The organism is Xenophilus sp. Marseille-Q4582 (assembly GCF_916700565.1).
GTDB lineage: Bacteria > Pseudomonadota > Gammaproteobacteria > Burkholderiales > Burkholderiaceae_C > Xenophilus.
The window spans coordinates 259,960-273,068 of the sequence record NZ_CAKAKO010000006.1; the positions used below are offsets into that span (position 1 = coordinate 259,960).

The following is a 13,109-nucleotide window of genomic DNA, read 5'->3' on the forward strand; positions in this document are numbered from 1 at the left end:
TGCGGCCATCACTTCGACCAGGCGTTCGACAGTGATTCGGCCTGCTTGAGCACCAGCTCGATGGCGGCATCCTCCCCCACTGGTGGGTACTTCCACTTCTTCAGCGTGCGCCGCACCAGAATGCGCAGCCTGGCGCGCACGCTCTCGCGCACCTGCCAATCCACCGTGGTGCTGGCCCGCAGTTTCTCGGTGATCTCGACGGCGATCTTCTTCAGCGTGTCGTCACCCAGTTCGCGCACCGCACTTTCGTTGTTGGCCAGTGCATCGTAGAAAGCGATCTCGTCCGGATTCAGCCCCAGCGCGGCTTCACGTGCCAGCGCCGCCTGGAAGTCCTTGGCCATCTGGATCAGCTCCTCGATGACCTGCGCCGTTTCCACCGCCCGGTTGTGGTACTTGCGCAGGGTTTCCAGCAGGCGGTCGCCGTATTTCTTCTCCTGCACCACGTTATTGCGCGCCCGCGCCTTGATCTCGTCACGCAACAGCTTTTCCAGCAATTCCACCGCGAGATTGCGGCTCGGCATGTTGCGCACGTCTTCAAGGAATTCTTCCGAGAGCAGGCCGATGTTGGGCTTGTCCAGGCCCGCCAGGGCGAAGATGTCCGCCACGCCGTCGGCCACGATGGCGTTGTCCAGAATCTGCTTGAGCGCGCTGTTCTTGTCCGCGTCGGAACGCTTGCGATCCACGGTGGTGAACTTGACGATAGCGGCCTTGACGGCAGCGAAGAAGGCAATCTCCGTGCGCAAGGCCGCAGCTTCATCCAGCGTGCTGCACAGGGAAAAAGCCTTGCTCACAGCCAGCATGGCATCGAGGAAGCGTTGCTTGCCGTCCTTCAGCCCCAGGATGTGGTTGGCCACCGGCACCAGCAGCTTCATCGCATCGGTCTCGAACCCGCTGTAATCGAAACCGTGCATCAGCCCGCGCACGATGTCCAGCTTTTCCAGCAGCACAGCCAGGGCCTCGGCCGCGTTGTGCGCCGGGTCACCCTTGCCCTTGGATTCGGTGTAGGTCTTGAGTGCCGCCTTCAGTTCGTTGGCGATGCCGATGTAATCCACCACCAATCCGCCTGGCTTGTTGCGGAACACCCGGTTGACGCGGGCAATGGCCTGCATCAGGTTGTGGCCCTTCATGGGCTTGTCCACATACATGGTGTGGCAGCAGGGTGCGTCGAATCCGGTCAGCCACATGTCGCGCACGATCACCAGCTTCAACGGGTCCGCCGGGTCCTTGAAGCGCTTCTCCAGGCGCTTCTTCACCTGTTGGCTGTACAGGTGCGGCTGCAGCAAGGGCTTGTCCGCTGCCGAGCCGGTCATCACCACCTTGATCGCGCCCTTTTCCGGGTCGGCGTCGTGCCAGTCCGGGCGCAGGGCGACAATGGCGTTGTACAGCTCGGCGCAGATATCACGGCTCATGCAGACGATCATCGCCTTGCCTTCCAGCGTGGCCGTGCGCGTCTCGAAGTGCTGCACCAAGTCGGCAGCCACCTGTTCCAGACGGGGCTGCGCGCCGACCAGCTTGGTCAGCGCAGCCCAATCGCTCTTGGTCTTTTCGCGGGCGGTGATGTCTTCCTCGTCCTCGATGACCTCATCTACCTGGGCATTGAGTGCGTCGATCTCGGCCTGGTTCACGTCCAGCTTGGCCAGGCGGCTTTCGTAGAAGATCGGTACCGTGGCGCCATCGTCCACCGCGTCCTGAATGTCGTAGATGCTGACGTAATCGCCGAACACTGCCCTCGTGTCTTTGTCTTCCAGGGCGATGGGGGTTCCGGTGAAGCCGATGAAGGTGGCGTTGGCCAGCGCATCGCGCATGTGCTTGGCGTAGCCAAATACGTACTTGCCGGTCTTGGTATCCAGGCGCCCTTTCATGCCGTACTGGCTGCGGTGCGCCTCGTCTGAAATCACCACGATATTGCTGCGATCCGACAGCAGCGGGTGCTGTTCTTCGTCGTCCAGCAAGGCGAACTTCTGCACCGTGGTGAAGATGATGCCGCCCGCCTCGCGCGAGGCCAGCATTTCGCGCAGTTCTTCGCGGCTGCCGGCCTGCACTGGCGTCTGCCGGAGCAGGTCTTCGGCGGCGCAGAAGGTGCCGAACAACTGCCCGTCCAGGTCGTTGCGGTCGGTCACCACCACCAGCGTGGGGTTTTTCATCTCCGGCTGCTGCAACAGCTTGCCCGCGTAGCAGGCCATGGTGATGCTCTTGCCCGAACCCTGCGTGTGCCACACCACGCCGGCCTTGCGGCTGCCGGGCTGCACTTCCTTGCCGTAGGTGGCACGCGGCTCCTGCACTTCCAGCAGACCCTTGTTCGGGTTGCTGGCGGCGATCACCGTGGCCTTGACCGCCTCACGGACGGCATGGAACTGGTGATAGCCGGCGATCTTCTTGATGATCTGGTCGGCGTCCTGCTCGAACAGCACGAAGTGGCGCACATAGTCGAGAAACAGCGCAGGCTCGAAGAAGCCGCGCACCAGCGTTTCCAGCTCGAATTCCAGCCGCGGGCGGTCATCCTCATTGGCAATCGCCCGCCAGCGCATCATGCGCTCTTGATTGGCCGTGAGCGAACCGATCCTGGCGTTAGAACCGTCACTGATCACCACCGCCACGTTGGTGTTGAACAGGTCGCTGATTTCGTCCTTGTAGGTCTGAATCTGGTTGAAGGCATCCCAGATGTCGGTCTGCTCGTTGGCCGGGTTCTTCAGCTCGATCACCGCCAGCGGCAGGCCGTTGACGAAGGCCACCAAATCCGGACGGCGAGGCTGCTTGGTGCCGGTCACGGTGAACTGGCTGACCAGCAGGAAGTCGTTGTTGCGCGGGTTGGCAAAGTCGATCAGGTTGACCAGGTCGCTGCGCTTCTCATCGCCAACGGCAAACTCGACCGAAATGCCTGCCAGCAGCAGCCGATGCACGCGGCGGTTGCGGGCGATCAGCAGCGGCTCGCTCACCGTCAGCAACTCATGCGCGGCTTGTTCCATCGCCGCGACGGGGATGTGCGGGTTGATGCGCGCCAACGCCGCCAGCAGGCGCTCGCCCAGCACCACCTGGCGGTAGTCGGAGCGTGCAGGAGCATCGCTGTCCGGTGCAATGTCCGGGCCGTTGGCGTACTGCCAGCCCAGTTCGCCAAACCAGCCAATGGCGGCGTCTTCGAGTTGCTGTTCGGTGATGCTCATGTCGTCTGGTCGTCCGTATCGCCTTTCAACAGCACGAAGTGCTCGATCAGCCGCACCATCAGCGCCTTCTGCTCGGGCAGGCTTTCGGCCACCAGCAGCGCCAGCGCCACCAGCGTGTTGTCATTGATGAGCTGCTCCACCGGCCGCGCCAGCAGATGCTGGTTCAGCCGCAAATACCACAGGAACAGGAACGAGCCGGTGCGCTTGTTGCCATCGGCCAGCGGATGGTTCTTGATGACGAAATACAGCAGATGCGCGGCCCGGCTGGCCACGTTGGGGTAGAACCACTCGTCGCCGAACCCTTGCTCGATGGTGGCAATGGCGGAGGCCAGCCCGTCGCCGCGCAACTGCCCGAACAGTTCCGTGGCTTCCCCCTTGGCGATCAGCTCCGCCTTCAGGTGCGCCATCGCCGCCAAGGCATCTTCCAGTGCCAACCCGCGCATGTCCTGCTGGCGGGTGTTCAACTCGCCCAGGCTCTGCTCGTCATAGCCTTGCAGCAGGCTCCAGCTGCGGGCGTAGTCGCCAATCACCTGCAACACCGCCCGGCCTTCGTCCGAAACCAGTTGCTGGTTGGTCAGCGTGCGCGCAAGCAGGCTCACCGCCTGCTCGAACTCGATGCCGCGCTCGGCCAAACGGCGCTGGTTCAGCGTGTAGCCCTCGACCAGATGCTGGCGCAGCACGCCGGTGGCCCATTGGCGGAACCGCGTGGCCCGCGCTGAACTGACGCGGTAGCCCACGGAGACGATGGCATCTAGGTTGTAGTGCTTGAGCCGCCGCCGAACCTGACGGGCACCTTCCTGGCGAACTGCTAAGAAATCCTTAGCAGTTGCCGCCTCTTCCAGTTCACCCTCGGCATAGATGCGCTTCAAGTGCATCAGCACGTTCTCTGGCGTGGTGCCGAAGGCCTCGCCCATCTGGCGCTGCGTCAGCCACACCGTCTCACCTTCCAGCCGCACTTCCACCGGCTGATTACCTTGTTCAAAGATGATGAGTTGGCTCATGCTTGGCTCTTCGCATCTGACGCGGCCACCGACAGCTCACCGGAGAGGAGTTTGGGGAGGAGGGTGTCGCGGAGTTGGGATAGCTGTTGCGATTCCAGATTGAGATTCTCGATGAACGAGTAAAAGGTGCGCACCTTTTCCGAGAAGGCGTGCCTCAACTCCAAGGATGCGCAAGGAAATTTCCAGCCAGCGATTGCATCCTTGTCCCCCCTTGGCATTTTTGCGCCTTTGGATGTGCGCATCATGAACTCAAAGAAATCATCCTGATAGAGCAGGTTGTACAGAAATTCTTGGCAGCCTTTTTCTTTCGTTTCAAAACAAAGCACATCATTTGATCGTCCTCCGTCAAAACGTGCCAACCATATCTTTTTGAAATATGGCCTAATGTTAGAAATCAAAACGTGTCCACTGTTGAAGGTTGGCACGGTAGCGACTGCCGGGAGAGAAGTCGCGCGACTTATGCCCCTCCGTTGCTCAAGCATATTTTCTGTGGAGATGTAGTTATCAACGGTCAGGGAAGATACTTCAATCTTTCCAGTTGCAAACCGTGTCAAATCAGAAACTGATTTAATGGTCCACCCCTTCGGAATTTCCCCCAATTCCGACTCTTCCATTGCATCGGGAAACAGCGCGGCGGTGGCGGCGAGTTGGTTGTGATGCTCGCGGGGCATCTGGTCGAGTTCGGCGTCAGTCTTGCCGCTGATGGCGCGCATGGCGGCGCGCAGCGGATCTTCGCCTTGTTCGATGGCGGCGATCTTGGCCTTGACCGGGTCGAAATCGACAAACCAGGACTTGAAGATGGCTTGCGCCATGGCTTCGAGGGTTTGGTTGATGCGGCGGTTGAGAGAGATCAGACAATCAAAAGAGGAAATGTAGTCGGCAATAGCAGCCTGTGCATCAAGCTCTTTAATTACTGGGTGAACTTCTTCGACAAACCTATTGAACTGGAAATTTGCAATGCCAGTCGATTGGTTCTCGAACTCAGCTATTTCTCCGGACTGGTGAAACCAGTCAATTTGTCGGACCATAAATCCGGGATGGACCTGCTGGGCGTCAAGCCTTAACAAGCGGCAAAAGCTTGCAGGTATTACTTCACCACCTAGGCTCTGTAGAATCTCAGCAGTTACAAGAAGTGCTCTTCCCGTATGTTGCTTACTTGCCGCACTACCGCCTGATACTTCTATAACGATATCCCCAACTTGTAGGAGACGGCTTCTGACCTTCGACTCGGACTCATAGCGAAATGGTACAGAGGAGTGATCACCACCCCTCAACTTTGGTATGTCTGTTCCGCGAATCACCGCAACGCGTACTTTTCCCGCTCCGGGTTGCTCATCTCCCCATCCGCCACCAATGGCGTAGAGCATTAGTTGCTCCAGCGATTTAGACGCCATATCCCAGCCCCGCCAAATTCTTCTTGATCTCCGCTTCCAGCTTCGCACTCTCCACAAACTGCTCCGCCAGTTGTGCCGTCAGCCGCTGCATCTTCTCGGCAAAGGGTTCGCCGTCGTCTTCCTGCTCTGCTGCACCTACATAGCGGCCTGGCGTCAGCACATGTTCATGTTTGCGCACGCCTTCCAGCTTGGCGGAATGGCAGAAGCCGGGCACATCTTCGTACCCTTCGCCCTGCTGCCAGGCATGGAAGGTATCGGCGATTTTCTGGATGTCCTCGGCGGTGAAGTCGCGCAGCACGCGGTCTTTCATGTAGCCCATCTGACGGGCGTCGATGAACAGGAATTCGCCGCGCCGGTCGCGCTTTTTCTTGTCCAGCGCGAAGCCGTTCTGCTTGTCGCGGGTCAGGAACCAGATGCAGGCCGGGATCTGGGTGTTGGTGAACAATTGGCCGGGCAGCGCGACCATGCATTCCACGTAGTCGTCCTCGACCAGCCGTTTGCGGATTTCGCCCTCGTTGTTGGTGTTGGAACTCATGGAGCCATTGGCCAGCAGCAGCGCCATGCTGCCGGTGGGGGCCAGGTGCCAGAGCATGTGTTGCAGCCAGGCGAAGTTGGCGTTGCCCTGCGGCGGCGTGCCGGCGATCCAGCGCGGGTCGTTGGCCAGCTTTTCGTTCCACCATTCCTTCATGTTGAAGGGCGGGTTGGCCATGACGAAATCGGCGCGCAGGTCCGGGTGCAGGTCGCCCAGCAGGGTGTCGGCCGGGCCGGTGCCGAAGTTGAAGTCGATGCCGCGAATGGCCATGTTCATCGCGGCCAGCCGCCAGGTGGTGGGGTTGCTCTCCTGCCCGTAGACGCTGATCTGCCCGGTGGCTTTTTTGCCTTGGCCATTGGCGGCCTTGCCACCGTGCTGCTCGATGAACTCCTCGCTCTGCACGAAGAAGCCGCCGGAGCCCATGGCTGGGTCATACACGCGGCCCTTGAATGGCTGGAGCATTTCCACGATCAGGGTGACGATGCTCTTGGGCGTGTAGTACTGGCCGCCCTTCTTGCCTTCGGCCAGGGCGAACTGGCCGAGGAAGTATTCGTAGACGTGGCCGAGGATGTCCTTGGATTTCAGGTCCAGCGGCTGCCCCTTGTATTCGCGGGCAGCGAAGTCGGTATCCGAGAAGTGGCTGATCAGCCCGGCCAGCTTGCTGGAATCGAGCTGCACGCGGGCGAAGTCCTTGTTGAGCACGTTCTTCAGGCGGGCGTTCTCGCGCTCGACGGCTTCCATGGCGTTGTCGATCAGCCAGCCGACCGAGCGCATTTCCTCCGGCTCGTCCTTGCCCGGCTTGTTCCACGGCAGCGCGGCCTTAGGCGGCAGTTGCGCGCAGTCGCGCAGGGTCTGCCAACGGGCTTCCAACGGCACCCAGAACACGTTTTTCTCGGTGTAGTAGTCACGTACTTCCAGTTCGGCGGCGATGTTTTCTTCGTATTCCTGGGTGCCTGCGCCGCCGTATTCGTCCGGGTCCATGTAGTAGTCATGATCCGGGTTGGTGAACTGTTCGCGCAGCTCGCGCTGGCGTTCCTCGAAGGCGTCGGAGACGTACTTGAGGAAGATCAGCCCGAGCACGACGTGCTTGTAAACAGCGGCGTCGAGGTTGGAGCGCAGCCTGTCGGCGGCGGTCCAGAGTTTCTTTTCCAGGTCGTTGAAGAACTGCTGCTCAATAGGTCTCATGCGGAAAGTTCAGTTAGAAAAAAGTACAAAGAAGTTCAAGGCTCGGCGCAATGCCTGGTGGCATGACAAGCGCCGCAAGGGAGTTATGTACCTGACTGTAACGGCCGCCACCACGTTGTGGTTACGGTCGTGGCCGCGTCTTGGCAGCTTGGGCATTGAAGCAAAAAAGAAAGCCCGGCCAAGGCCGGGCTTCAAGGGGCAGGTGCCAACGCTACGGCAGCCTACGCATCCAGCTGCTCCAGCCGCCTGAGCTTGCGCTGCGACAGGTGCTTGAACAGGCGCGGCAGGATCAGCACGGCCAGCACCACGACGATCAGGAACAGCGACATGGGGCGCTGCAGGAAGACCATCGCGCTGCCCTCGCCGATGGACACGGCATTGCGCAGCTGCGCCTCGGCCAGCGGCCCGAGGATCATGCCCACCACGACCGGGGCGGTCGGAAAGTCGAAGCGCCGCATCACCACGCCCAGGATGCCGATGGCCAGCAGCAGGTACAGGTCGAAGGTGCTCTGGCGCATGCCGTAGGCGCCCACGGTCGCGAAGATCAGGATGCCCGCGTACAGCTGCGGCTTGGGTATCTTGAGCAGCTTGACCCACAGGCCCACCATCGGCAGGTTCAGCACCAGCAGCATCACGTTGCCGATGTAGAGCGAGGCGATCAGCGCCCACACCAGCGCCGCGCTGGTGGTGAACAGCTGCGGCCCCGGCTGGATGCCGTAGTTCTGGAAGGCGCCCAGCAGCACGGCCGTGGTGTTGCTGGTCGGGATGCCCAGCGTCAGCAGCGGGATCATGGCGGCCGTCACCGTGGCGTTGTTGGCGGCCTCCGGGCCGGCCACGCCTTCGATGGCCCCGCGGGTGCCGAACTCGGCCTTGTCCTGCGGGTCCTTCACCAGCTTCTTCTCGGTCGCGTAGCTCAGGAAGGTCGGGATCTCGGTGCCGCCGGCCGGAATGCAGCCGAAGGGCGTGCCGATGGCGGTGCCGCGCAGCCAGGCCGGGATGGAGCGCTTCCAGTCGCGCGCCGTCATGTGCACGCGGCTGAGCTTGTTCTGCGTCTCGCGCACGCGGCCTTCGAACAGCACGGCATGCATCACCTCGGCCACCGCGAACAGGCCCACGGCCACCAGCACGATGTCGATGCCGTCCATGAGTTCGGGCACGTTGCCGATGTAGCGGCCCTGGCCCGAGATCTGGTCCAGGCCCACGCAGCCGATGGCCAGGCCGATGAACAGCGCCGTCATGCCGCGCAGCGTGCTCTTGCCCAGCACCGCGCTCACGGTGGTGAAGGCCAGCACCATGAGCATGAAGTACTCGGGCGGGCCCAGCTTGACCGCGAATTCGGCCACGCTGGGGGCGAACAGCGTCACGATCACCGTGGCGATGGTGCCCGCGAAGAAGGAGCCGATGGCCGCGGTGGCCAGCGCCGCGCCGGCGCGCCCGCTCTTGGCCATCTTGTTGCCTTCCATGGCCGTGACCATGGAGCTGGTCTCGCCCGGCGTGTTCAGCAGGATGGAGGTGGTGGAGCCCCCGTACATCGCACCGTAGTAGATGCCGGCGAAGAAGATCATGGACGCGGTGACGTCCACCTTGGCCGTGATGGGCAGCAGCATGGCCACGGCGACAGCCGGGCCGATGCCGGGCAGCACGCCCACAGCGGTGCCCAGCGCGCAGCCGACCAGGCACCACAGCAGGTTGGAGACGGTGATGGCCTGGGCGAAGCCCTGCAGCAATGCGTTGAAGATGTCCACGGCAGCTCCTTCAGATCCAGCCGCTGCCGGTCAGGCCCGGCAGGTTGATGGCCAGGAACTTGGTGAACATCCAGAACACGGGCGCGGAAATGACCAGGCCGGTGATCAGGTCCTTGGCCCAGGTAGCGGGGCTGTTGGCGATCGGCTGGCCCTGCGAGCGGCGCAGGCCCTGCACCGCGAGCAGGTAGCACAGCGTGCAGCCGAACACGAAGCCCAGGTGCGTGATGAGCGCCGCGTTGAGCAGCAGCCCGGCGCAGACCCAGATGAAGCCGCTCCAGTACGGCGGCTCGGCCGGGCCGGCCTCGGCGTCCATTTCGCGGAAGCCGCCGGTGCGCGCTTCCCAGGTGATCCACAGCCCGCACAGCGTGAGCACCACCGCGCACAGCCAGGGCATGAAGTTGGGGCCGACGCCGCCATAGCCCGCGTCCGACGAGATGCCGCGCGCGCCGATGCCCAGCCCGATGCCGGTCAGCGTGACCGCGATGCCCACCAGCGTCTGCGGCCCTTTGCCCCCAGCGGCGCCCGCCGGCGCGCTCGATGTATCTGTTGTCATGGGAGTTCCTCGAGTGATCGAGCCTCTGAAACACACCTCGCCCGGTTTGCATCCCAGCCGGCGAGCGCAGCGAAGCCCTCAGGGCACCCGAGGAACTGGCTTTGCCAGGCCTCTGGGTGCGCCCCCCTTCGCGCAGCAGAAGGGGGGAGCCGCGAAGCGGCTTGGGGGGTTGTTCGCTGTTACTGGACCATCCCCGCCTTGGTCATCACGTCGCGCAGGTTGGCGAATTCGGCCTCGACGAACTTGTCGAAGTCCGGGCCGCTCAGCACGGCGGGCGTCCAGTCGTTCTTCTTCACGGCGTCGGCCCAGGACGGGCTCTTGACGGCGGCCAGCACCATCTCGGTCAGCGCCTTGCGCTGGTCGGCGCTGATGCCGGGCGCGCCGTACACGCCGCGCCAGTTGCCGATCTCCACGTCGATGCCCTGCTCCTTGAGCGTGGGCACGTTGCTGCCTTCCAGGCGCTGGGCCGAAGTGACGGCGATGGCCTTCATCTTGCCGTCGGCGATGTAGGGCGCGAATTCGCTCATGCCGCTGCCGCCGATGCTCACGTTGCCGCCCAGGATGGCGGCGATGGCCTCGCCGCCGCCGCGGAAGGCGACGTAGTTGATCTTGGCCGGGTCCACGCCGGCCTTCTGCGCGATCATGGCCGCGGCGATGTGCTCGGTAGCGCCGCGCGAACCGCCGCCCCACTTCACGCTGCCCGGGTCCTTCTTGAGCTGGGCGACGACGTCGGCCATGGTCTTGAACGGCGAGTTGGCAGGCAGCACGAACACGTTGTATTCGCTGGTGATGCGCGCGATGGGCGTGGCCTGCGTCAGGTTCACCGGCGGCTTGCCGGTGATGATGCCGCCCAGCATCACGGCGCCCATGACCATCAGCGCATTCGGGTCGCCCTTGGAGCCGTTGACGAACTGCGCCAGGCCCAGGGCGCCGGCGGCGCCGCCCTTGTTGTCGTAGCTCACCGAGTCGGCCAGCTTGGCGTCGGTCATGGCCTTGCCCAGCGCGCGCCCCGTGATGTCCCAGCCGCCGCCGGGGTTGGCAGGAATGAGCATCTTGACGTGCGGGGCCGCGCGTGCCGACAGCGGCAGCGCGCCGGCGGCCGCCAGCGCGGCCAGCGATTTCAGGAAAGTGTCACGACGCATGAAGGTCTCCTGGTTGGTTCGAAAGAAGGCACGAAGGCCGGGCTGACCAGCACCTGACCGGCGCCCTGTCGCGTGGCTATGATGCGCGCCCCGCCTGTCAGTTGGCTGTCCGCCCGCTTGGGGTTAACACCAAGCCAGGCGCCCGGCCCGCACGCAAGACACGATGAAGCTGCTGCTGATCGAAGACGATCCCACCATGCAGATGACACTGCAGCGCACCCTCGGGCGGCGCCAGATCGACGTGCGCGTGTGCGGCGACGGCCTGCGCGCGCTCGAGCAGTGGCGCGCGCACGAGCCCGAGGTGGTGGCGCTGGACCTGAGCCTGCCCGGCCTCGATGGCCTTCAGGTGCTGGCCCAGGCGCGCGCCGCCGGCCTGCGCACGCCGGTTCTGCTGCTCACGGCCCGCGGCACGGTGGGCGACCGCATCATGGGCCTCAATGCCGGGGCCGACGACTACCTGCCCAAGCCCTTCGACCTGGACGAGCTGGAAGCGCGGCTGCGCGCGCTGCGCCGGCGCAGCCCGGCGCAGGCGGGGCTGCCGCCCGCCGAAACCGCGCACTGGCAGGTGGGCGCGCTGCACGGGGAGCCCGAAGGCGCCATCTACCTGCGCGGGCAGCCCATGGAACTGACGCCGCGCGAGCTGGCCCTGCTGCGCGCGCTGATGCCCAAGCCCGGCCATGCCGTGAGCAAGGAACGGCTCTTCGAACTGGTGTTCCCGGGCCAGACCGACGTGCAGTACGAGGCCATCGAGGTCGTGGTCTACCGCCTGCGCAAGAAGTTGCAGGACACGGGCGTGCAACTGGTCACGCTGCGCGGCCTGGGCTACCTGCTCAGAAGCACCCCCCAGGCGGCCTCGCCGCTCTCCCCTGCGCCAGGCAAGGGAGGCGCTCCCGACGGCCCGGCCGCGCCGGTTCCTCGGGCGCCCTGACCGTCCTCGCCGTCTCTGGTTCGAGATGAAGCGTCGCGTGTTCGCATCGACCTCCCTGCGCTTTCGCCTGTTGCTGGGCCTGCTGGTGCCGGTGGTGCTGTTCATCGTGCTCAACAGCATCAGCATCTACCGCCAGGCCCTGGGCGCCGCGACCACCGCCTACGACCGCACGCTGCTGGCTTCGGCCAAGACCATCGGCGAGCAGTTGGACGTCGAGGGCTACGACGGCGCGGCCTCGCTGCAGGCCAAGGTGCCCTACTCGGCGCTGGAAGCCTTCGAGGCCGACAACCAGAGCCGCATGTACTACCGCGTGTCGGCCCTGGACGGCGAAATGGTCTCGGGCTTTGCCGAACTGCCCTTCTGGCGCGGCAGCATCCCCGACCGGCCGCCCTATTCCGCCCTGGTGGATTTCTACGACGACGTGTTTCGCGGCCTGCCGGTGCGCGTGGCCGTGCTGCTGCAGCCCGTGGCCAGCGAACGCGGCCGCAGCATGGCCGTGGTGCAGGTGGCCGAGACGCTGGAGCTGCGCGAGACCCTGGCGCGCCGCCTGCTGCTGGACATGCTGTGGCGCCAGCTGCTGCTGCTGGCCGTGGTGGCGGCGGCCGTGGTCTTCGTGGTGCAGTGGGCCACGCGGCCCGTGCGGGCGCTGGGGCAGACGCTGGGAACGCGCGCCGCCGATGACCTGTCGCCCGTGCAGGCCCCCGACCTGCCGCGCGAGCTGCAACCGGTGGTGCAGGCGCTGACGGCGCTGATGGGCCGGCTGCAGGGCCTGCTGGACCACCAGAAGCGCTTCGTGCGCGATTCGGCGCACCAGCTGCGCACGCCGCTGGCCGTGCTCAAGGTGCAGGTGCAGTCCGCGCGCCGCGGCGACATGCCACCCGAGCAGGCGCTGGCGGAGATCGCCACCACCGTGGACCGCGCGGCGGTGCTGGCCAACCAGATGCTGTCGCTGGCCAAGATTGAGCAGTTGCGCCAGGTGCCCGAGTTCGAGCGGCTGGACCTGGCCGAAGCCGTGCGCCAGGTGGCGCTGGACGTGTCCCCGCTCATCGCGGGCAAGGCGCTGGACTTCGAGCTGGACGTGCAGCCGGCTTTCGTGCAGGCCCACCGGTGGATGCTGCAGGAGCTGGCGCGCAACCTGCTGCACAACGCCATCAAGCACAGCCCCGAAGGGGGCGCGCTCACCGTGCGCGTGCGTGCGCTCGGCGAGGTGGCCGAGCTGGCGATCGCCGACGAAGGCCCCGGCATCGGGCCCGAGTTGCGCCGGCGCCTGTTCGCGCCCTTCGCGGCCGGCGACAGCGCGCGCGGATCGGGCCTGGGGCTGGCCATCTGCCGCGAGATCGTGCACACGCTGGGCGGCCAGATCGCGTTGGACAATCGCGACCGGGCACGCCAGATGCCGGGGCTGGACGCGCAGGTGCGGCTGCCCCTTGCAAGAAGCTAGGCGCGGCGCCACATTCCTTTCTCACGA

General features: G+C 64.4%; 9 protein-coding genes. 2 read left to right on the top strand and 7 right to left on the bottom strand.

The features are described from left to right. Positions 1-8 precede the first annotated feature (8 nt). The 7 genes from LG388_RS21350 to LG388_RS21380 form a co-directional block, all read right to left on the bottom strand. On the bottom strand, positions 9-3,161 hold the full coding sequence (locus LG388_RS21350) for a type I restriction endonuclease subunit R (protein ID WP_225784590.1): 3,153 nt from the start codon (positions 3,159-3,161) through the stop codon (positions 9-11). Further along, entirely contained in the window at positions 3,158-4,162 is a 1,005-nt protein-coding gene (gene rhuM, locus LG388_RS21355; protein WP_225784591.1) for a virulence protein RhuM/Fic/DOC family protein, read from the bottom strand. Before rhuM ends, LG388_RS21350 begins: the two co-directional genes overlap by 4 nt. Next, a complete protein-coding gene (locus tag LG388_RS21360) occupies positions 4,159-5,529 on the bottom strand; it encodes a restriction endonuclease subunit S (RefSeq protein WP_225784592.1) in 1,371 nt (456 codons plus the stop codon). Before LG388_RS21360 ends, rhuM begins: the two co-directional genes overlap by 4 nt. 16 nt (positions 5,530-5,545) lie before the next feature. After that, positions 5,546-7,273, bottom strand: coding sequence for a class I SAM-dependent DNA methyltransferase (locus LG388_RS21365; RefSeq protein ID WP_225784593.1), 1,728 nt, complete (start codon positions 7,271-7,273; stop codon positions 5,546-5,548). Positions 7,274-7,494: 221 nt separating this feature from the next. After that, positions 7,495-9,018, bottom strand: a complete 1,524-nt coding sequence (locus LG388_RS21370) for a tripartite tricarboxylate transporter permease (RefSeq protein WP_225784594.1) — start codon at positions 9,016-9,018, stop codon at positions 7,495-7,497. Positions 9,019-9,028: 10 nt separating this feature from the next. After that, positions 9,029-9,571, bottom strand: a complete 543-nt coding sequence (locus LG388_RS21375; RefSeq protein WP_225784595.1) for a tripartite tricarboxylate transporter TctB family protein — start codon at positions 9,569-9,571, stop codon at positions 9,029-9,031. Between the two features lie 179 nt (positions 9,572-9,750). Beyond that, a complete protein-coding gene (locus LG388_RS21380; RefSeq protein WP_225784596.1) occupies positions 9,751-10,713 on the bottom strand; it encodes a tripartite tricarboxylate transporter substrate binding protein in 963 nt (320 codons plus the stop codon). Positions 10,714-10,876: 163 nt separating this feature from the next. Between LG388_RS21380 and LG388_RS21385 the strand changes: the two genes are divergently transcribed. Continuing rightward, on the top strand, positions 10,877-11,641 hold the full coding sequence (locus tag LG388_RS21385) for a response regulator (protein ID WP_225784597.1): 765 nt from the start codon (positions 10,877-10,879) through the stop codon (positions 11,639-11,641). Positions 11,642-11,666: 25 nt separating this feature from the next. Then, positions 11,667-13,082, top strand: a complete 1,416-nt coding sequence (locus LG388_RS21390) for a sensor histidine kinase (protein WP_225784598.1) — start codon at positions 11,667-11,669, stop codon at positions 13,080-13,082. Positions 13,083-13,109 lie beyond the last annotated feature (27 nt).

Coding starts and splice junctions, on each gene's coding strand:
- LG388_RS21350 (WP_225784590.1), bottom strand. CDS start 3,161: ATGAGCATCACCGAACAGCAACTCGAAGACGCCGCCATTGGCTGGTTT.
- rhuM (WP_225784591.1), bottom strand. CDS start 4,162: ATGAGCCAACTCATCATCTTTGAACAAGGTAATCAGCCGGTGGAAGTG.
- LG388_RS21360 (WP_225784592.1), bottom strand. CDS start 5,529: ATGCTCTACGCCATTGGTGGCGGATGGGGAGATGAGCAACCCGGAGCG.
- LG388_RS21365 (WP_225784593.1), bottom strand. CDS start 7,273: ATGAGACCTATTGAGCAGCAGTTCTTCAACGACCTGGAAAAGAAACTC.
- LG388_RS21375 (WP_225784595.1), bottom strand. CDS start 9,571: ATGACAACAGATACATCGAGCGCGCCGGCGGGCGCCGCTGGGGGCAAA.
- LG388_RS21380 (WP_225784596.1), bottom strand. CDS start 10,713: ATGCGTCGTGACACTTTCCTGAAATCGCTGGCCGCGCTGGCGGCCGCC.
- LG388_RS21385 (WP_225784597.1), top strand. CDS start 10,877: ATGAAGCTGCTGCTGATCGAAGACGATCCCACCATGCAGATGACACTG.
- LG388_RS21390 (WP_225784598.1), top strand. CDS start 11,667: ATGAAGCGTCGCGTGTTCGCATCGACCTCCCTGCGCTTTCGCCTGTTG.